This window comes from Candidatus Neomarinimicrobiota bacterium (genome assembly GCA_018651745.1).
Taxonomy (GTDB): domain Bacteria; phylum Fidelibacterota; class Marinisomatia; order Marinisomatales; family TCS55; genus JAAZYX01.
Window position 1 is genome coordinate 66,589 of sequence record JABIDL010000026.1, and the last position, 21,335, is coordinate 87,923.

Sequence of the window (21,335 nt, forward strand, 5' to 3'; positions counted from 1 at the left end):
ATACTGTTTTTAATGAAACGTCTGCGGGAAATTTTGAGAGCAGACTTATCTGATTTGTGATCCAGAACTATTCTCTGCAGGCAGCAATAATTTTCTGGAACACTTCGTCACTTTGATCTAAAGAAGATTGACATGTCGCAACAGCTTTATGACCTCCACCGCCATACAGTCCGCACAGCGACCCGCAATCGACATTTGATGTTTTATTGAATATCGAATAGCCGACTGAAATCACATCAAATTCGCCTTGTTTTCCGTCAGAAATTCTTACTGAAATGTTTCCATCTGAAAGTCCATCCAAGGTGTACACCAGAAATCGGTTTGCCACAGGGATGTCTTTTCCGCGGACATCGGAAACAATCACATTTCCATCCAAGTGAGAATTTTCGGTAAAAAATGTCGCAGCTTTTTCCTGCATTGCATGATATCTGTCTGCCCTTTGCTTGGAATCAGGCATTTCCAAAACCTCATCAACTGAATGTTTCGTCAACAACCCGGCGAGCGATGAAACCCACTGATAATTACTGACAGCCATGTCTCTTTGAAACCCCATACTTGTTCTCGGATCGGTTAAAAAACCCAACAAAAATGCCCCTTGTGGATTCTTAACTTGCTCTAAAGTCAAATTCGCACTGTCAATCAAATCAGTGTCATGCACCAATTGTTCGTATTTGCTAAGCTCAGGATGATCCGGAAGAAAATACTTGTACACTAAGCCGGCGGCGCTTGGAGCAACTTCAACTAATCCGGTAAAATCTTCCGGCATGGATGCAGAATCAATGACGGATGAATGGTGGTCAAACCACATCCCGCATTTCGAATGATACGGCAGGTTGCAAATAATGTCACCATCTTGCACATCTACCTTACCGTCCTGCATATCCTTTGGATGCGCCTGAACGAGTTCATCACAAAGTCCAATATCTTTTAAAATAGTAGCACAAACGATACCATCTAAATCTCCTCGGTAAATTACTCTCATCACTTTCTCCTTTTATTTTGGTCGATTCATCAATTTAACAAAATTTGCTGATGTATCAACGTAGCAAAATCATTTTTCGGGATTTGCTGTAAATGGGTGTTTTAATTCGATAAAAATAGACACCTGTACTTACCGGAAATCCATTCTCATCTTCTCCATTCCAATAAACCAAATGCCGTCCAGAATTCCTTTCACCATTTACAAGCTTTTGAACCATTCTTCCATACAAATCATAAATGGTAATTTGCACAGTGGATTGCGTCGGCAATATGTATTCAAAAACAGTGGAAGGATTAAATGGATTTGGATAATTTTGTTCCAAACTGACCCCATTTGGGATGGTTATTTCGACATCTGTAGATACATTCGCCGATGGAGCGTATGCAACAATAAGCAATCCTTCTTCAATACTGGTTACTGGAATATTGCGACTCGCAAAAAATGGATAGTTGGACCAAGTTCCAGAAAACTTTGCTTCATCATCGCCCGGATAAGTATCGAGGAAACCCATTTGCCACGGATTCAAAATATCGGAAATATTTAACATTCTAATTCCGCTGGTGTAGTTGCTTTGGTACACCGTATCTCCTAAAACATAATTGTTATGATCAATAGATGTACTTGGTGAATAATAATTGGTTGCAACCACAGGATTTTCAAGATCTTGCAAATCCCAAATAATGGTCCGGGTGTGTGCCGTATTGCCATAATACTCATCCAACTCATCGTTCTGAATAAAGTAACGATGATCTTCTGTGAGCCAACCTTGGTGTGTATAAAATGAATTGTAATTCCCTACGCCAATAGGAGTTACATTATTTTTGTTATTCACATTGACAATGCTGAGCACTTCTTCATTACATCCAATACAAATTTCTTCACCGACATGTTCACTATCAGGTCCAATATAGGTAACACATTGCACATCATGCGTATATCCATCATGAAGCTCACCATCAACATAATTTTGATCTGCATAACAATCCACAAATTGCGGATTAGTTGGATCTTGGATATTTACAATTAAATATCCTGGACATTGCTGATTTGCGCCTACCACATAGGCATACCCAGTTGCTTCATGTATGAAAATATTGTGAGCACTGCCCCATGTAGATAAGTGCGCTGTTTCTGTAAATGTTTCAGGAATGTTCGTTACATTTCTGAGCTCGGTCAAGTCAAATACCTGAAGTCCATGATTCCCAGCATTATCCGCTACAATAAAAGCATGATCTTGATACACCTTAATATCACGCCAAATGCTTGAAACAGTGTGGGTTGGAAGTTTTCCGGTGTACACCGGATTTACAGGATCCGTTATATCAACAAATGAAGTTCCATCGCTCAATCCGACAAGTGCCCATTCTTTTTCTGTTACAGGATCTGTCCAACCCCAGATGTCATTCGTTTCTGTACCCACTCCACCGCCGATATCAGATGGAATTAAATACGAAAGTAAGTTTACATTTTCGCACGGAAACGGTCCGGCGCGACCATCCATACATTCTTGCTCTTCCCCCGTGATAGACCCCACTCTGCTTTCTGCAGAAAGTTTTTGGGTTTGTGACCATGATGATCCACTTTCATCGAAAACATAGGCTGATTCGTCATAATAAGCACCTACAAGGCATCGAGATCCGTCCAATGCTACTTTTCTTCCGAATCTATGAGAACCTTCTGTGTCGTTTCCAGAAATAGAAGCGGATTGTGACCAATTTCCTCCGGAACGTGTTTCAAGGTAAACAGAAGTCCCATTATATTTACCAATCAACGCTTTGTCACCATCCATAACGATAGACACACCAAAAAATTCGCTTTGTTCTTGGTCACTTGCTGAAATAATGTCGGTTTCAGTGGCACCTGAATCATCATAACTGAATGATACTACGCGTCCTCTGCCTCCATTTGCCGTTACCATACCAACTAAAGCGTATCCGTTTTCTAACGCAACATCGTACCCAAAGCGTCCCGATCCTGTTGATGGATTCAGTTCTGTAATTTCACTCCATGATCCGGAACTGCTTTTTTTGAATAGGAATGCAGATTCACCATAATTTGTGCCAATTAAAACATAATCCCCGTAAGCTGAAACTGATTTTCCGAACTCATCAGATGCTGAGACAGTGCTCCCATCCAAGGTTGCCATTTCTGTCCATAGTCCTGAATACCCAGACTTTTCATACACATATGCTCGCCCCTCGCGTGCAACCGCTCTTCTAGCGGTAACCACGGCGTAGGTTTCCGTGAGAGCAATTCTATAGCCAAAATCGGATCCGGACTGTCCACTGATGATGATTTTCTGGAATTCAGACCATAAACCTGTTGCAGGATCTCTTTCAAAAACATGCACCGCTTCTGCATTTCCATATTTTCCAACCATTAGCGTATTGCCGGATAAAGCAATAGATTTTCCAAATCCATCTCCTGCTATCGCATCCGACGCTAAAAGTAAAGTATCCATTTCCCAAACATTGGTAATCGGATTAAGATTGTACACGTATACTCCGCCAGGAACAATTCCGCCATTGGTTTCACCCACCGCGATGGTTGAACCATCCATATCCAGCGCAGAAGAAAACCCTTGTCCGAGTACGTTATGCCAGCGTCCCTTTGGGTCTTCTGGATGAGACCATGCCAAGGATGTTATTAAAATAATCGAAATTAATGGTGTGAATTTCAAGGCCATATTGTTGGAATTTATTCCTTCCTGAATTCTAAATGTATGATGTAAATCACTATTTTGGAAAAGCGGAGAGGGTGGGATTCGAACCCACGGTACGGTTACCCGCACACTTCCTTAGCAGGGAAGCGCCTTCAGCCAACTCGGCCACCTCTCCATTCCCAATTGTCTTAAATAAACGGCAGAAATTACCTTCCATCTTAAGATCGGACAAATTGTTTCCCACTGAGTTGAGCGGCCGCTCCTTTCAATTCAAGTGTTAACAAAATAGATAAAGACTCTGTTCCGGTTTTCCCGGAGGCATTTGCGATGGCATCTATATGAAGCGGCTTATGACTTAATATCTGATACATTTTTCTTTCTTCATTTGTTAATGAAAGATTCATTTTTTCTTGTCGAGCCTTTCGTGGTTTAAATAATCTACTTTGAATATGTTCTAAAATTCGTTCTGCTGATTCTGCAGGGATGGCACCATTTCGGATTAAGCGTAAACACCCAACACTTGTCTTGTCTGTAATTCTTGCCGGGACAGCAAATACTTCTCTACCTTGATCAATCGCATTCAACGCCGTCAGAATGGCTCCGCTTTTATGACCAGCTTCTACAACTAGAGTTCCATGAGAAAGCCCGCTAATGATACGATTTCTTCGAGGGAAATTTCCTGAATCAGGCTTGGTTCCCAAAGGAAATTCAGAAATCACTGTACCAGATTTCATGATGTTTTTTACCAATGATTTATTTTCAGGAGGGTACACAATATCCACACCGCACCCAAGAACCGCAATCGTGTTTCCTCCGTAATTCACAGCAGTTGTATGCGCTACACTATCAATCCCTCTAGCAAGGCCGCTCACAATAGTCATCCCGGTACTGCATAATAATTTCGTTAGGAATTTGGTACTAGTCTTCCCGTACTCTGTCGCCTTGCGAGTCCCAACCACAGATACACAATCATCATCTGCTTGTAATGGGTTTCCCTTGCAATATAGTACAACGGGTGGGTCGTAAATCCTTTTCAGCAATATCGGGTAATCTTCATCCCAAATTGTGAGAATATTAATTTTTAGTTTTTCAGTTTTCTTTAGTACTCCTTCTGCATATGAAAAATTAGAATATTTTTTTACGGCACGGGCCGATTGCAAATCTATCCCTTCCGCGGTACAAAGAGTTTTAATCGGTAAATTAAAAAGTGATCCGACTTCCGGGAAAGTAGAAATGAGGCTCCGAACACGATGTTGACCTAGCCCCTTCACATGAAGCAAATTTAGTATGGTTAATAAAAACTCAGTCTTCATTTATCATCTTTGCGATGGAGTTAACAAGAGCAGCCAAACCATCTCTTGTGACGGATGAAATGTCAACCTTTGGATCAAGTATATCATCCCATTCTTTTGTTAATTGATGACCGGAAACCAAATCCATTTTGGTTCGAAGTATCAGCCTTTTCTTTTCCAGAAGGTCTGGATTGAATTGTTGTAATTCATTTTTCAATTGATTGAAAGTAGTCAGCGGATTTGGATTAAAAGATTCAATTAAAACGAGTATCACCCGAGTCCGTTCCACATGTTTTAAAAATTGAATCCCCAGCCCTTTTCCTAAACTCGCACCTTCAATTAATCCGGGAATATCTGCCATCACAAATGATTTATATTCACCATATTTCACGATACCAAGATTCGGCACAAGGGTTGTGAATGGATAATCTGCAATTTTAGGTTTTGCAGTTGTAAGAGCAGATAGCAAGGTAGATTTCCCTGCATTCGGAAATCCGACAAGCCCTACATCACCCAATATTTTCAATTCAACTTGAAAGGTGAATTCTTCCCCGCCCTGCCCATCTTGAGCAAATCGCGGAGTCTGTCTTGTGGAAGATTTATAATGCACATTCCCTTTTCCTCCCTTTCCACCCCGGCAAGCCACAAAGGAATCACTCTCTTTAATTAAATCTGCTATGATTGTATCGGAATTTTCAGCTTTAATGACAGTTCCCGGAGGGACAGGAATTCGAATGGTTTTTCCATGAGAGCCATATTTTTTTGATGATTGCCCAGGTTCGCCATTCGGGGCAATATATGATTTTTTATAGCGCATATCCTGAAGAGTATGAAGTTGAGAGTCTACACAAAAGATGACATCGCCACCTCTGCCTCCATCTCCGCCATCTGGACCGCCTTTTGGCACAAACTTTTCTCTCCGGAATGACGTACAGCCATTTCCGCCTTTCCCGGATCTGCAAAGAATTTTAGCATAATCAATAAACATGATTTAATCTGGTGTAGAACCAAGATAAAGAACGGTAAATCCGATCCCTTTTATTGGTTTCAGTATTAGTTATTATAAATTTTCAATAATGGTATCGGCAAATTCAGATGTAGAAAGTTTGGTTGCGCCTTCCATTTGTCGTTCCAAATCATAGGTTACTTTCTTTTGCTGAATTGTTCTACTGATGGATTCTGTAATTAAAACCCCTGCTTCCGGCCATCCCATATAATCCAGCATCATGACACCCGAAAGGATCACAGAACTTGGATTCACTTTATTTTGGTCAGTGTATTTTGGTGCAGTACCATGAGTTGCTTCGAACAATGCAATATGGTCTGACATATTTCCGCCCGGTGCCATGCCAAGCCCTCCCACTTGAGCAGCGCAAGCATCGGATAAATAATCACCATTCAAATTTGATGTTGTGATGATATCATATTCTTCGGGTCGTAATAATACCTGTTGAAACATCGCATCTGCAATCCGGTCTTTGATGAGTAGTTTATCTCCAACTTTACCATCAAATTCCTCCCATAATTTCTCTTCTGTAATGGTTTTATCTGAGAATTCATCATGTATTAGCTCATATCCCCAATCCCTAAATGCTCCTTCCGTAAATTTCATAATGTTTCCTTTATGAACAAGCGTAACGTTTTTCTTTCCTTGGCTCAATGCATATTCTATAGATTTTCTAACCAATCTTTTAGTGCCAAAAGGACTAATGGGCTTGATTCCAATACCGGAATGTTCGCGAATATTTTTATCATATTTTTCCCGCATTAGTTCAATGATACTGTTCGCAATTTCGGAATCACTTTCCCATTCAATCCCTGCATATACATCTTCTGTATTCTCTCGAAAAATAACAACGTCTAATTTTTCCGGTTTGGATACAGGACTTGGGACACCTTTAAAATGTTTTACCGGGCGAACGCATGCATACAGATCAAGGATTTGTCTTAAAGAAACATTTAAACTTCGTATCCCTCCGCCAATAGGTGTGGTTAATGGACCTTTGATTGCAACGATATATTCTTCTATTATTTTTGGTGTTTCGTCCGGCAACCATTCACCAATCGTTTGGTGAGATTTTTCTCCGGCATAAATCTCCATCCAATGAATTTGTTTTTGTCCAGCAAATGCTTTTGCTACAGCTGCATCGAACACTCGAACAGAAGCTCTCCATATGTCACCGCCAATCCCGTCACCCTCTATAAATGGAATGATTGGATTATCAGGAACTTTTATTTTATTGTTTTCGATAGTGATTTTTGCCCCATTTTCAGGTATGATGTGTAATGTTTCGTTTGTCACGGTTATTTCGTCCCTTCACTGTTAGTTGGTTTTGAATCTTTTTTCACTTTTGTTGATTTCTCTTTTGATGTTTGTGTTTTATTTGATTTCTCTTTTTTTACATAATCGGTGAGATAGTATCCTGATCCTTTAAAAATTAAACCGGTTCCACCGCTAATAAGGCGCCGAACTTTTTCCCCGCACAGTGGACAAATTTTTACTGGCTCATCTGACATCGATTGAAAAATTTCAAATACATGTTCGCAAGAAGTACATTGATAATCGTATGTTGGCATAATTGGAAAACTATTACAGTTTAAATTTTACTTTTAAGCAATCAAGAACGCAATCAGGTACATAAGTTGTTATATCGCCGCCTAATTTAGCGACCTCTTTCACAACAGTGGAATTCAAATGAATGTATTGCTCGGCCGGCATCATTAGGATCGTAGAAATTTCCGGATTTAAATGGCAATTCATCATCGCCATTTGAAATTCAAATTCAAAATCACTCACGTGTCGCAATCCTCGGATTAAAGCCACCGCATTGGTTTCTCTAGCGAAATCTGCTACAAGTTTATCGGTCATGCACGCTCGAACGTTGCCCAAATCTTTTGTGGAAAATTCGATCATCTCGATCCGTTCTTCTACTGTAAATAAAGGTGATTTATCAGAATTAACCGCGACAGAAAAAATGAGCTCATCAAACAGACGAGACGCTCGCGTTGCGATGTCAATATGTCCATTATGGATTGGATCAAATGTACCCGGATAAATGATTAATTTATTCATTGGTGAAAAAGGTGATTCGTGTGTCTCCGTATTTTTTAATTTTAATTCCGTTCAAAACTGCATCATGTTTTGAAGATTCCACCACTAATCTACCGCCATAATTCAATTTTTTCAAACATAGCTCCACCAATAATTGAAGATCATATTTCCCATAAGGTGGATCGGCCAAAATCAAATCATAATGGGGACAGTTTGTCAGAAATTTGAGTACATCAGACCGTTTGATTGTACATTTCAGACCGATATTTTTAGCATTCAGTAGAAGTAGTTTATTTGCAGAAGCATTGTCTTCAACAAAAGTAAGAGCCCTCCCTCCTCTGCTCATCGCTTCAAATCCTAACATACCTGATCCTGAAAATAAATCCAGGATAGTTAAATTTTCCAGTGGCCCAAGAATATCAAACAGACTTTTCCGCACTCTTGCTGCTGTTGGTCTATAAGTAGATTTTGATTCTGTGCGGATAAATATCCCTTTGTATTGTCCCGAAAGAATTTTCAAAATCCGGAATCATTTACACCAGAGACTTTTTCGAACACCCTTATCTGGAATTTATTATTATCCATTTCCTTAATAATAATACTAAACACATACATCGCAATAAATATCAGAGTTATGAAGATAGAAAGCAATAATTGTCTAAAACGTTCTCGACCAGCAGAATCAGGTTTTTTGAGTGCTTTCTTTTTTTTCTTTACTTTCGGTGCCTTGCTTTGTTCAATAGGATCCCGTTCAAGAAGATCCGAGGTTTCCTGAATTCCGGTATTTAGAAAAAAATTATGATGGTGCATTTCAATATCAATCGACATCATCCCAAAAATAATAGATTGATCTAATAAACTCAAATCCTGCAATGTATCAGCATTTTCAATGGACATATTTTTAAATGGATTTGAACGAATCACGCGAAGAGAATTTATCGTTTCTCTTTTGGATTTCGTTAATCTATCGGGGAAAAATACAGCAGGTTTTTTCTTGAGCTTAGGATAATTAATCCCAAGGGAAGATTCAAGTAATGCAACATTCCCTTTTGCATATGATAAATTAAGATTACCTTTTCTGGAAATCAGTTTTCCCATAGCCGGACCTGAATGGGAAGAATGAAATACATCAAATCCGCGGGTTCGATTAAAAAGTACGGGCAAATCATTCCGTTCTGGGTGCGCCAACATGATAACGGATTCTGCGCCCATCCATACCGGTATTGCTGCAAGTGATTTTAAGGTTAAACTAACAGAATTAATCAAAGCTGAATCACAGTGAATGGTGTGCAGTACAGGTTTGTCTTTTTGATATACTCTTGAAAAAGATAACATTGCTTCACTCCGCGGACCCCATTGGATCTCATTTTTCCATTGTGAATAATCCCAGGCATCCGCAAGTGATAAAGCTTCATCTACCTCGGTAATATCCTGCTTCACAAAGGTATTCCGCACTGAAACTGCAACTTTATTATCTTCAAAGGAGATAGTTTCTTGAAGATTTGATAAAACTCGAATCAAAATTTGAGATAAATCTTCCTCTTCTCCAAAATACGGCAATAAAGGATAAGCTAAATTTTCTTTAAAGAAAGATGTAATAACATATTTTCCATTCTTATTGGAGCAATGAGCGCCCGTTACGTGGGATTTAGAAAGGAGTAAATATATCAAAACCGACCGGGATTAATCCCAGCTGGGAATGCCATCATCAATATATCCATGATTATAAGCTTTAAAGGAAAATAATAAATATCTCCCCTCAGAATATATCTTGTTGATTGGGCTACTAATACGTAATGAATTATCCTCTATGCGAATTGTATAAGGTTTTTCAATAACTGGGCAGAAAAACAGCGAAGTATCCGGCATATACGAATCATAATAATTTACCATTTCCACGTGTTCGACCGGTGTCTCTTTAACAATGCTGATAAAATTGGGGTTGGATTCCATAAGAGAAAGTTCGTTTTTCCTGACAAAAATTGTATCATTACGAGAAATATCTTCAGAAAACATAATAAGGGTAACGGTTGTATCAACCACAGTATCCCGCCTGCTCTTTAAGAAACCAAATGTAGTGTCAAACTCCATTGCAAATTCCACCGGGATATTCACATTCACTTCATTCCCATCTAGAAATATAATTTGATTTTCCAAAAAGGTCGTATCTGCGGTTAACGAATCTCTGGTCGCATTAACTACGGTCAACGCCCACAAGGGGTCTTCAGTAAAATCTTCTGTCAGAATGTGATAAAAGGATTCCACATCATAAACATTTTGCATTCTGTAACGGCTTTCTTTTGCATAAAATTCTTCCTCATCCCAAATTGCTCTTGGAACATAAATGACTATAATGAGGAAAATAAATAACAATACAATTGCCAGTTCTAAAAGATCAGATATTAATAATTGTTTGGTAATTTTCATTCTATCTCCACAAAAGCCCGAATTTTATCCAAAGTTTTAGAGCCAATCCCTTTTACTTTTGATAAATCATCTATGATTTTAAAAGATCCATAATCATCCCGATATCGTATGATGCGTTCTGCAGTAACGGGGCCGATTTTTGGCAACTTCATCAATTCAGACTTCCCTGCCGAATTGATATTTACAGATAGTTGAGTATTCCCTGCAACCGGTTTCATTTGAGTATTTGAAGATTCTGATGCTGCGACATAACCTTGTTTTGAAGCTACTTTAAATTCTTCCAATTCAACAATCAACTCTTGAGAAATTGTTTCTTCATTGTAATCTCGAAAAGAACTGACGGCTAAACCAATTACAAATAATCCCAATAAGAATTGAATAACACTTTTTTCTTGATCAGTAAAAATGGTATTCATTATTTGACTTTCCTAAAAGTTGGATTTGTTTGACCGTTTAATTTATCCAATTCCTCAAATATAGATTTCTGTGATTTATTAATTGAAATTGGTGTATCAATCTGAATGCGCACCAATTGGTTCCCTCTGCGAGGTCCATGGACCGCCGGAAAACCCTTACCTTTCATCCGTAAAGCTTGTCCAGATTGGATTCCAGCCGGAATTTTCAAATTTGCCTCACCTTCAATGGTTGGTACTTTCATAGTCATGCCAAGTGCAGCCTGCGAAAACGATAAATGCGCTTCCAACAAAACGTCCTCACCATCTCGAACCAAATAAGGATCTTCATCTTCTTCAAAATAAAGAATAAGATCTCCCGGATGAATTCCTTGGCCACCCTTATTACCTTCTCCGGACAAAGTCATATAATTCCCAGATGCAACCCCTGGTGGAACTTTTATTTTAATATCGACTGCTTTTTTTCCAACAGCCTCGCCACGACAAGAATTACAGGGATGCTCTATCATTTGTCCGGTTCCTCGGCAAACTGGACATTCCCGTACTACGACTGATTGCCCAAACAAGGATTGAGTTGCCTGTCGAACTTGTCCTGCACCACCACATTGCCTACAAGACGATGGACCGGTTCCAACTTTTGAACCAGAACCAGAGCATGTTTCACAAGGTTCTTTACGTTTAAGTTTGATTGTTTTTTCAACACCATTTAATATCTCAAGAAAATCAAGGGTAATAGTTGCACGTAAATCCGAAGCTTTTCTCATTCGCCTAGATTGCGAACGACCACCGCCAAAAATACTTTCGAATGGATTAAAATCTCCAAAAATATCTCCGAATTGGCTAAAGATATCATCCATAGACATGTGAGTCCCTGAAAAACCTCTGCCTTGCGCACCGCCCATCCCAACGCCGGCATGCCCAAATTGGTCGTATTGGGATCGTTTTTGAGGATCACTTAAAATTGCATAAGCTTCAGCTGCTTCTTTAAAATTCTTTTCCGCTTCCTTATCATCAGGATTTTTATCCGGGTGAAATTTCATAGCAATTTTTCGGTAGGCTTTTTTAATTTCAGTCGCAGAGGCAGATTTGCTCACCCCAATAATGTCATACAGATCTTTCATTCTACCTTATTTACAATAACTTTAGCATGACGTAAAATTTTATCTTTGTAGCGATAGCCCTTTTCAAAGACTTCAAGAATTTCATTTTCTTTTTTACCTTTTTCATTACGGACCAACATTGCTTCATGTAGCTCTAAATCCAATGTTTCACCAGGTTCCGTAAACGATTGTACATCTAACGCTTCAAATCTTTTATGGATCTTTTTCATAATCATGTCAATTCCTTCACGAATTGTGTCGGATGATCCATTAGAATCGCTATCAATTGCATCCTGCATGCGTTCTAAATCATCCATCACAGAAATAAATTCCGTTATCACATTAGAACCTTCATAGATCAGTAATTGGCCCAATTCCCGATCTTTTCGCTTTCGGTAATTATCAAATTCTGCTTTTAATCTTAGGTGCTTATCTTCCATTCCGGCCATTTGTGTAGTCAACTCTAGAATTAAATCATCACTTTGGATTTTAGCTGGTTTTTTTTGTTTTTTATCCTTTGATTTTTTGGACTTATGAATTGATGGTTTTTTAACAGACATTTTGGATTCCGGATGCAAATTGATTAAGGATTTCTTTTAATTCTGAATACCGCATACGCTTTGGGCCAAGGATTGCCAATCTTCCGCTGAGGTGGTTTCCATTAAATGGAGTGGAAATCAGAGAACAATTTTTCAATCGTTCATTTTCATTTTCGCCGCCAATAATAGCTTTCCACTCTTCCATATCCATAAGATTAATATCATTTGCTAAAGAATCCGACTCCAATGCCGGGAGAATTTCTTGTAACAATTGGGCATCTTGAAATTCGGGCTGATGCAATAATTCACTGTAGGAGGATGTGAAGACAACAGCATCATTCTGAGTTGCAAATACGCTGGTGGATTTATCCAGTAAAATTTGAATAATTTCATGATCAAAAACATCTGAATCTCTTAGCCGAGATTTTATACTATCAACAATGGTTTTAAGATTTAACCCAACCAATCGATTTCGGAGAGCTTCGTTCACGTAATTGAGATCACGATCTCCGATATCCACTTTCAGGTTTAATACGATGGATCGTACAAGACCAGTTTTCATTGCAAGCACAACCATGACTCGGTCAGACCCAATTTGTACAAGTTCAATATCTGATAATGTACTTTTTTCATATCCCTTTAAAACAACAACGCCAAATAACTTGCTAATTTTAGCAAGCATGACAGCCGTTCCACGCATTAATTCTTCCATATTAGTTGCAATGGTTTCAACGTCGCGAATAAATTCGTTTTTTCCTAAAGATGTGTGAGGATGTGGTTCCATTAAATCATCAACATACAAACGGTATCCCAAATCTGTAGGAATTCTTCCAGCGGATACATATGGGTGCGTAAGAAAACCTTTTTCTTCAAGAGAAGATAAGGTTGATCTAATCGTGGCCGAGCTAAAACTATAATGATGTTGTTCTTTAAGAAACGACGATCCAATTGGCGAATTAGATCGGATAAAATCCTCAATAGTTGCTTTTAGAATTACATCTTCCCTATCGAGTAAAATGTCTGTTTTATGATCTATCATATCTTGGGAAATTAGACCGATGGTCTATCTTGGAGCAAGCTGGAAATCGGACGAAAACTACTTTAAAAACCGGGCGATAGCTCGCTGGCTACCAATAAGGCTGATAAATATTCCGATTCCGCTTAACGACAACGCAATAACTATACCATTCAATTCAAAAGAAATACCGTACATAACGCTCAAATTCGCATTCACAAACATCACTGAAACCATCAGTGTTATTATCGCCAATACTGCTCCAATCAATCCGTGTAACATAGCTTCTACCAAAAAAGGGACCTGAATAAATAAGGATGTTGCGCCAATGAGTTCAAGTGCACGGATCAATTCTTTTTTTGAATAAATGGTGAGCCGAATAGTATTTGAAATGATGATTATAGAAATGATTAGTACGATTCCGGACAAATAGGTTATCGCTTTCAGAAATTTCTGATAATAACTTTCAATTCGCTTTATTAATCGTCCCTGATAATGGACATCGCTGACGCCTTTGATAGATTTTATTCTCTGAATAATGGGATCAACAGTTAATAATCGATTTTTTTGTTTAACAACATTCACAACACAGCTTGCCGGGAAAGGATTGTAGCCTAGCAATTCCATCACATCTTCTTCAAACTGCGATTTAAAAATTGTCATTGCATCTTCTTTTGTTATTAACGTTGTTGATCGAACGCCGGGAATTGTCCTAATATTTTTTACAATATTTTCTGCTTCACCATTTGTGAGGGTTTCGTTAAAAAATACTTCAATTTTATATTTTCCTCGAAAATAATTAATAAGTTTATCAGTATTGTCGTTCATTACAAGCAATATACCAATCAACAAAAGAGTGAAAAAAACAGAAAATACGGCACCTAAAGCCGTAAGTTTATGTCTCCATAAATTCCGAGAACCTTCTATCAATAAGAAAAGCATTTGATCCATCAGTTTCTCCTAAGTTCTCCATCCTGCATTTCTATGATTCGATGCCCACGCCCTTTGATAAGACCATAATTATGAGATGCCATCAGCACAGAAGTTCCTTCATTGTTGATTTCTTCTAACAATTTCACAAGTTCATAAGCAACAACGGGATCTACGTTACCAGTTGGTTCGTCTGCCAAAATTAATTCAGGTTCTTTTACCATGGCTCGTGCAATACTGGCCCTTTGCTGCTCTCCGCCAGACAATTCGTGAGGAAAATGTTTTTCTCGACCGGCTAATCCAACATCATCTAGGGATTCCATCACGCGATCATAAATATCCGCCTTGTCATCGCCAATGACGTGAAGTGCTAAGGCGATATTGTCAAATAAATTTCTGTCATCAAGCAATTGATAATCCTGGAAAACCATTCCAATCCTCCTGCGGAAATACGGAATTTTGCTCTTTTTAATTTTTTGGGATTTATGTCCTAATACTTCTATCTGACCCGAATCCGGTATAAGGTCCATATAAATCATGCGAAGTAAGGTAGTTTTTCCTGAACCGGTTGGTCCGATGAGGAATGCGAATTCTCCCTCGTCCAAATTAAAATTGATATTGGAAAGCTCAAATCCCCTATCAAATGAGAAAGATATATTTTTTAACCGAATCATAGTAGTAAATCTAATCCTTGAAGATGGGGATTCACAATCCCGGTCTTTGGTACACTAAAACAGAAAATAAATGAATCCGACATATCCAGACAGTAACAAAAAAGAATTAAATTTTGATATAGGCTGAGAAATAATTCCAAGAGGAATGAGAACCAAACCAAATGCAACCATGATCGGTATTTCAAAAGAAAGAATACTGGTTGAAGAAGTTAATGGCTTTATGATCGCCGATATTCCAATTACGGACAAGATATTGAATAAGTTCGATCCTACTATATTCCCGATGGATATTGCATGTTCTTTCTTTAAAGCTGCCACGATTGATGTAGCCAACTCCGGCAGCGATGTTCCGAGAGCAACAATGCTCATACCAATCGCAACTTCTGAAATACCGATTGCATGGGCTAGCGTTACAGCAGAATCCACAAACACTTTTGCGCCTATCGATAAAACAGCCATGCCGATAAAAAGCGTCACAAATGATTTCAGGACAGCATCAAGTTTATCTTGATCTACTTCCGATACAATAGGATGCGGACTTTTAATATTAAGCCAAATATATCCAACGAGTCCTGAAAATAATATGGCACCTTCAATGCGAGTAATTGTCCCATCCCATATGAATCCAATAAAAAGGGCGCACGATGCTAAATATATCAAAATATCCCGTTTAATTGTAATATAACGGTACGATATTGGAAATATCAACGCCACAACCCCCAACACAAGTCCAACGTTTGCCACATTTGAGCCAACAACATTTCCGATTGCAATTGATGGGGAATCTTTCAATGCAGCCAATACGCTTACGATTAATTCCGGTAAAGATGTTCCAAATGCAACAATAGTTAAACCAATCGCCAATCTCGAAATTCCCATTTTATGGGCTAAATTGCTTCCACCGCGTACAATCCAGTCTGCGCCATAATAAAGGCAAACTGCACCTAATATTAACCCAAAAATTGATATCGCGTTTCCGGAAATTATATCCATTAGAGATACAAGTTTTTCTCATTAATGTATTCCCAAACAGGCTGAGTAACCATATAGCGGATGGTTTTATTGGTTTGCCATCGTTCACGAATTGTGGTTGCTGAAATTTCGATTCTAGGAAGATTTGCAAATTGAATTTTACTTAGAATCCACGACGGAATATCACTTGGACGAAAGCCGGGACGAACTGCTACAATTACTTGACATTCTTTTAAAATATTTTCTGGTTCTCTCCAAGTATGGAATGATTTAAGTGAATCGCTGCCCAATAGAAAAAATAACTCATCCGATGCAGCACCATTCTCATTTTTCAGATGTTTAATTGTATCAATCGAATAGGACATTCCGCCGCGTTTGACTTCTATATCAGATATTTCGAACTGTGGATTATTTTGAATCGCCAATTTCAGCATATTTACGCGATGATCAATAGCAGTAATCTTATTCGTATCTTTGTGAGGAGGATTGAGAGCTGGAATAAATAATAGTTTATCAAAATTTTCAGATTCAAAAATAGTTTGCGCTACGAGCAAATGCCCTATATGCGGAGGATCAAATGTTCCACCGAATAAACAAATTTTCATCTACTTTTTTCCTCATTTGCAGGATCTGTTTTCTCAATCAATCCTAATGCTTCCTCACTTAATTCCAACGTTTGAAGCATTATTTCCACTTTAGAGAAATAATCGGAAGCCTTTTTATATTCTTTTCCGAGTGAATGACATTTAATAATTCCTACATGGGCAAGACCGATATATTCTGTTTCAAAATACTTTTCTACAATTTCTTCAAACGAATAAATTGCAGACGAAAACTCATCAAGTTTGATGTAAAGAACACCCGTTTCATAGAGTTTTTTTGCTAATTTATTTCTCAATGTTTGGATGAGTGATGTAGCTTCTTCTTTATGTTTCGTTGCCGGAAAATCATCTAAAAATTCTTGTAATTTGTCCAATGCTTTATCAGTATAGGTTTGATCCTTGTAATAGGGTAGAGATTCTTGAACGTAAGATTCGCAAATGCGATATCGCGATTTTTGCATGAACGGTGTAAAAGGCATTTTCCTTATGAGCTGATCATAATCTGCGATTGCTTGAACATATTCCTCATTTAAAAAGTAAGATTCCGCCAGATAAAACTGCGCATCATCCCCTAATTCAGTATGGGACCCGCTTATGACAACATACGTGAATTCTTCCTGAGCACGAAGATATCTTTCTTTTCCGAGATAATACATCCCTTTGTCAAAACGCGTTTTGACCTCTTCTTCGAGTTTGATTTTACCCTTTCCCGCGCTGCAAGCATTCACGAGCATAGCCAGAGTCGTAAGGATGATAATTATAAATTTATTCATAGCGTTATAGTTATTTATACTTTCAGTTACGTGATTTATTCAATGTGTTAATTTACCACTTAAAGGATACATAAATTCCACCAATTCCTGCAGGCGATTTTCGATTGTACAACAAACCGATATCTGATTGAATTTCATCATTATCCGATTCCTCTTTTTTCCCGGCTGAACTAGACCACACAGCTTCTAATCCACTAATAACATGGTTGAACATCAAAGCGCTTATTGCATATTTTGAGTAATCAAGAAGTGTGTTGCTATCAAACCGGAGATCTCTGTAATAGTTTTTCTTTGGCGTGAGCTTGATGTATTCCGTGCTATCGCCCACACTTTTTGCTTCTTCAAACCAAATTTGATTCCCATCTTCGTCATAGCAATCATCCCACCCACCGACAAATTGATCGTATTTCCCGATATTTTCATAAAAGTTTCGATCACGAATATATTGAATGTCTGATCCATAAAGTCCCCATAAAGAATCTAAAAATGCTGATGAAAAATATCCATCATCTGTTTTTAGAGTAATTTTATGTGTACCGGCAAACATGGTTGAATAGGTATCGGGAAAAATAAGTCTCGTATTTGTGTACCAATCTGATAAAGTCCAATTCTCGTCAGCGTAGGCTTCATATTCAAGCCTGATATCTTCCGCCCGGGATTTCCAATTCCACCACATCGCTATTCCTGTAACTTCTACCCCGGCAAAGAGAGCTGATTTCCACCACGGTGATTTATTATACACTTGCCCTGCGCCCGGAAGAATCAACGAATAAAGCATTGGTCTGGCTGGATAATGAATCGGTTGAATGGATGTATTTTCTTTTTCTTCTACAATTTCGACAGAATCAGGATTCAAACGATAACTGTAATTATCAAAATATAACCCTTCCGGTTGACAGAGAGAAACAAAGAGAAAAATAGACATAATGTATTTCATATTAGAATCCGAATAAGAGGGTGAAATAAAATCTGTTTTGTTTTCCGTACGTAACATTGGTTCCGCGCCCAGTCCATTCGAACTCATTTAGTCCGCGGTGAATTTCAAGGGCAATTGCAGTAGGAAAATTATAATAGGAATACCCATTAATCCGCCACTGAATTCCAACTGAATTTTTTAGCGAAAAATCTGATAATGAAGTCGTCCACGCATCGCCGGTTTGAAATACGAAACCAACCACACTGTTCTGAATAATTGCTGGTCCCAATACCCAGTGCTTCTCTTTAAAGATGGGAATTCTAAGTATCAGATCGCCTGTTAACAGTCTGTTTCCTTCGATGCTGTAAAACGGATATCCTTTAATTCCAGGTAGGCCGCCACCAAAATAATTAAAAAATGAATCTGCTTTTGTGTTGGACATCCACCCTGCCATACCTCCAAACGAAAGAGTCCATCTGTCCGTAAATGGAATTGCCGCATGCATCGAAAAATCTGCCGAAACGCGATGTGTGGAATTATCAGCGAATTCTTCTAATAAAGTACCGGAATTAGATAAATTTAATCCGTCAATAAAATCGTTTTTATCATAGTCGTATCGGATGTTGAATGTAAATCCTCCAGATGGATTAATATTCTTATCCACACGATTGGGAACTGTGCTGATATTTCCTTTTGCAAATCCGGATACACCGCGGAAATAATCGTAAGCCACACCTGCTTCCAAATGTTCCAAATCTAACGAACGTTTTACAAATGCACGGTATTGCTGCCACGTCATTCCCACTTCCAGGGATGCGACGCCCTTAATCGGCATTCTCGCGCCCCAATTGAATTGTAGCAGGCGAAACCTTAAATTATCGTCCACATCCCTTACATCGTCCAATTTGCCTCGTTCAAACCGATTACGCGTGATATAGAATGTTTCAAAATACAACGTCGGATAAAACCGCTTGAATTCAAAAAGAAAAAACATATCTGCATCGCCATCAGGATTTAATGACCCTGCGCCAAACAATGATAATCTTTCAAGCACCTCAGAGGAATAAAAATAAAATCCCGGTTTGATAGAGTTGTAATCCATCGTTAGCCTCGGAAGGATAAACATGGGTGGAAACTGATCTTCATACTCTTTTCCCGGCTCAGAAAGTTGTGTTGTCATCGGTTCCGACAAAGATGCATTCCTCCTGAAATACCCGGCACTATATCCAACATGATTATCCGGAATAATGCTCATGGAGTCCATAAACGCAATCGTGTATTTTCCGTTTTTATAAAGTGAATAAAGAACCTGACCATTCTCGTTGACAGAAGGCATAAATGCGCCTCCGGTCACATTGGTAATAAATCCATTTTCACCGGAAGATTCATCAAAGCTATAGAGATTAAAAATCCCCGATCGGTCATCCGAGTATATGAATTGGTTTTCAGGTCCGACCGTTCCGTTGCGTTCATCCCACGCATCGTTTTGCAGAAGCGTTCCAAGAGCTGTGTCGGCAAGAGATAAAAACCGGATATTCCTGAAATGATTTTGTGTTTCGTCAAAAATGAGCCGATGCTTTACATTATCATACTGCAGACCGGATAAAATCCTGTGATCAGAAAATTGAGTCACATCGTAAATCGTATTCAATGCAAGGTCTAAAATCTGAATATTTTGATTCCCTCCCTTGGTAGAAAGAAATGCGACTGCATTATCGCGCGGAATAAAAGCAAGCGCATAAGCTCGACTGTCTTTTGTTAATCGTTCTTCCTTTTCTTCGAGAAAACCGTACATCCAAATATCAAAATATTTAGAACCGGTTTTATTCGGGAATTTCGATTTTTTGGCATAATAAAGAACCGTGCCGTCCTCGTTCCACGATGGCGCGGATATTACGGCCTCCGCGATTAGCTCGGAATCTTTCATATCCATGGAATACACATATAAATCTGTTTGACTGAAATAATCCTTTTTCTGATTGCTGAGGTATGCGAAAGAAGATCCGTCCGGCGACCAAATCGGCCACAGATTTGCAGTTCCGTCTGACACCAATATCTCGCCTTCTTTTTCAGTTTGGATTATGGATTCGGTCAGTAAATCATAACGCTTCTCCAGCGTATTCCTGAAATTGGCATAAACTGTTTTTCCATTAGTTCCGGTTGCTTTTGTTAGGGCGCTTTCAATGGAAAATTCGAAAGGCAAAGAAAGTGCGGTCATTATTTCTTTCAGCGTATTATCACCGTATTTCACTGAAATATATTGGCAGAAAGCGAATCCGGCGTTGTACACACTTTCATTCCCAATGCCGCGCTTCCCGAAGGTATTCATTTCCGTTAGCGAAAGCATTTTTCCGTGTAGCACTCGATCGCGCAAAATCATATCGCGGTGGGTGTCCCAATTATCCCAATCGGCGCCTTTGTACATCACTTGTGCCGAGCCTTCCGCAAGCCACGGCGGGACTGCAGTTCCCGGAATTGGATAACTGACAATAGTATTCGGATAGCCGTACAGCACATCTTCTCTCTTTTCATCTTCATAGCCAAGCCATTGAAGATACGCACCGGGATATCGAGTGCCGGCTTTCATCGCTTTTTGCAGGGAAATAATGTGGACAAATTCATGCGTAATAACATTCTGAATCCATCGGTGGCTTCCGCGCAATTCAAAATCTAGCGGCGACGTCCAGATTAAAATTTTGTTATCAAAATAATATGCGGCCCCGTTGGATATATCATCCGTATCCGTAAAAATGATATGCGTTTTTTCTTTGGGCTCGTGCTCGTACATCTTTGTTACTGCTGGATAAATTTCTTCAGCGGCAAATGCGCCCTCCCGGGCAATCGGCTCTGTTTCATCATAATAATGAATTTTGAAATGTTCCGTCTCAAACGTCCGCCAATCTAATTCAGGATGGTTGTAATGAACCGTTTGTCCATGGACAAATCCAAACGTGAAACAAATGAGCGAAAGGCGATTTAACATTGG

The 21,335-nt window shown here is 38.9% G+C and carries 21 protein-coding genes and 1 tRNA gene; all 22 read right to left on the minus strand.

Annotated elements, in window-relative coordinates; all coding sequences use genetic code 11:
* Window positions 1-67 precede the first annotated feature (67 nt).
* The 22 genes from HOD97_04685 to HOD97_04790 all read right to left on the minus strand — a co-directional run bounded on the left by HOD97_04685 (window position 68) and on the right by HOD97_04790 (window position 21,332).
* Window positions 68-982, minus strand: coding sequence for an exopolyphosphatase (locus HOD97_04685; protein MBT4280895.1), 915 nt, complete (start codon window positions 980-982; stop codon window positions 68-70).
* Between the two features lie 55 nt (window positions 983-1,037).
* Complete coding sequence (locus tag HOD97_04690; GenBank protein MBT4280896.1) at window positions 1,038-3,668, minus strand: choice-of-anchor B family protein; 2,631 nt, start codon at window positions 3,666-3,668, stop codon at window positions 1,038-1,040.
* 63 nt (window positions 3,669-3,731) lie between these two features.
* Window positions 3,732-3,819, minus strand: a tRNA-Ser gene (locus tag HOD97_04695).
* 43 nt (window positions 3,820-3,862) lie between these two features.
* Window positions 3,863-4,957 (minus strand): DNA-protecting protein DprA, encoded by a 1,095-nt coding sequence (gene dprA / locus HOD97_04700; GenBank protein MBT4280897.1) that lies wholly within the window; start codon window positions 4,955-4,957, stop codon window positions 3,863-3,865.
* Window positions 4,947-5,927, minus strand: a complete 981-nt coding sequence (gene obgE, locus HOD97_04705) for a GTPase ObgE (GenBank protein MBT4280898.1) — start codon at window positions 5,925-5,927, stop codon at window positions 4,947-4,949. The genes dprA and obgE overlap by 11 nt, the downstream gene beginning before the upstream one ends.
* Window positions 5,928-5,996: 69 nt before the next feature.
* Complete coding sequence (gene icd, locus HOD97_04710) at window positions 5,997-7,217, minus strand: isocitrate dehydrogenase (NADP(+)) (GenBank protein ID MBT4280899.1); 1,221 nt, start codon at window positions 7,215-7,217, stop codon at window positions 5,997-5,999.
* A 23-nt stretch (window positions 7,218-7,240) separates the two neighbouring features.
* The gene (locus HOD97_04715; GenBank protein MBT4280900.1) at window positions 7,241-7,513 is read right to left on the minus strand and encodes a zinc ribbon domain-containing protein; all 273 of its coding nucleotides are present in this window, start codon (window positions 7,511-7,513) and stop codon (window positions 7,241-7,243) included.
* Window positions 7,514-7,526: 13 nt separating this feature from the next.
* A complete protein-coding gene (gene coaD / locus HOD97_04720) occupies window positions 7,527-8,009 on the minus strand; it encodes a pantetheine-phosphate adenylyltransferase (GenBank protein MBT4280901.1) in 483 nt (160 codons plus the stop codon).
* Window positions 8,002-8,508 carry a methyltransferase gene (locus tag HOD97_04725; GenBank protein ID MBT4280902.1) on the minus strand — a complete coding sequence of 169 codons (507 nt, stop codon included), beginning with the start codon at window positions 8,506-8,508 and terminating at the stop codon, window positions 8,002-8,004. The genes coaD and HOD97_04725 overlap by 8 nt, the downstream gene beginning before the upstream one ends.
* Entirely contained in the window at window positions 8,505-9,659 is a 1,155-nt protein-coding gene (locus tag HOD97_04730) for a hypothetical protein (protein ID MBT4280903.1), read from the minus strand. The genes HOD97_04725 and HOD97_04730 overlap by 4 nt, the downstream gene beginning before the upstream one ends.
* A 12-nt stretch (window positions 9,660-9,671) precedes the next feature.
* Window positions 9,672-10,415 carry a hypothetical protein gene (locus tag HOD97_04735; GenBank protein ID MBT4280904.1) on the minus strand — a complete coding sequence of 248 codons (744 nt, stop codon included), beginning with the start codon at window positions 10,413-10,415 and terminating at the stop codon, window positions 9,672-9,674.
* On the minus strand, window positions 10,412-10,831 hold the full coding sequence (locus HOD97_04740; GenBank protein ID MBT4280905.1) for a helix-hairpin-helix domain-containing protein: 420 nt from the start codon (window positions 10,829-10,831) through the stop codon (window positions 10,412-10,414). The genes HOD97_04735 and HOD97_04740 overlap by 4 nt, the downstream gene beginning before the upstream one ends.
* Window positions 10,831-11,949 (minus strand): molecular chaperone DnaJ, encoded by a 1,119-nt coding sequence (gene dnaJ, locus HOD97_04745; GenBank protein ID MBT4280906.1) that lies wholly within the window; start codon window positions 11,947-11,949, stop codon window positions 10,831-10,833. The genes HOD97_04740 and dnaJ overlap by 1 nt, the downstream gene beginning before the upstream one ends.
* A complete protein-coding gene (locus tag HOD97_04750) occupies window positions 11,946-12,488 on the minus strand; it encodes a nucleotide exchange factor GrpE (GenBank protein MBT4280907.1) in 543 nt (180 codons plus the stop codon). Before HOD97_04750 ends, dnaJ begins: the two co-directional genes overlap by 4 nt.
* Window positions 12,478-13,506 (minus strand): heat-inducible transcription repressor HrcA, encoded by a 1,029-nt coding sequence (gene hrcA, locus HOD97_04755; protein MBT4280908.1) that lies wholly within the window; start codon window positions 13,504-13,506, stop codon window positions 12,478-12,480. The genes HOD97_04750 and hrcA overlap by 11 nt, the downstream gene beginning before the upstream one ends.
* 57 nt (window positions 13,507-13,563) lie before the next feature.
* Window positions 13,564-14,433, minus strand: a complete 870-nt coding sequence (locus HOD97_04760) for a hypothetical protein (protein ID MBT4280909.1) — start codon at window positions 14,431-14,433, stop codon at window positions 13,564-13,566.
* Window positions 14,433-15,086, minus strand: a complete 654-nt coding sequence (locus tag HOD97_04765) for an ATP-binding cassette domain-containing protein (GenBank protein ID MBT4280910.1) — start codon at window positions 15,084-15,086, stop codon at window positions 14,433-14,435. Before HOD97_04765 ends, HOD97_04760 begins: the two co-directional genes overlap by 1 nt.
* Before the next feature lie 54 nt (window positions 15,087-15,140).
* A complete protein-coding gene (locus HOD97_04770) occupies window positions 15,141-16,079 on the minus strand; it encodes a calcium/sodium antiporter (protein MBT4280911.1) in 939 nt (312 codons plus the stop codon).
* On the minus strand, window positions 16,079-16,663 hold the full coding sequence (locus HOD97_04775) for a nicotinate-nucleotide adenylyltransferase (GenBank protein MBT4280912.1): 585 nt from the start codon (window positions 16,661-16,663) through the stop codon (window positions 16,079-16,081). The genes HOD97_04770 and HOD97_04775 overlap by 1 nt, the downstream gene beginning before the upstream one ends.
* On the minus strand, window positions 16,660-17,433 hold the full coding sequence (gene bamD / locus HOD97_04780) for an outer membrane protein assembly factor BamD (GenBank protein ID MBT4280913.1): 774 nt from the start codon (window positions 17,431-17,433) through the stop codon (window positions 16,660-16,662). Before bamD ends, HOD97_04775 begins: the two co-directional genes overlap by 4 nt.
* A gap of 52 nt (window positions 17,434-17,485) precedes the next feature.
* On the minus strand, window positions 17,486-18,370 hold the full coding sequence (locus HOD97_04785; GenBank protein MBT4280914.1) for a hypothetical protein: 885 nt from the start codon (window positions 18,368-18,370) through the stop codon (window positions 17,486-17,488).
* Between the two features lies 1 nt (window position 18,371).
* The gene (locus tag HOD97_04790; GenBank protein MBT4280915.1) at window positions 18,372-21,332 is read right to left on the minus strand and encodes a hypothetical protein; all 2,961 of its coding nucleotides are present in this window, start codon (window positions 21,330-21,332) and stop codon (window positions 18,372-18,374) included.
* Between the last annotated feature and the right edge of the window lie 3 nt (window positions 21,333-21,335).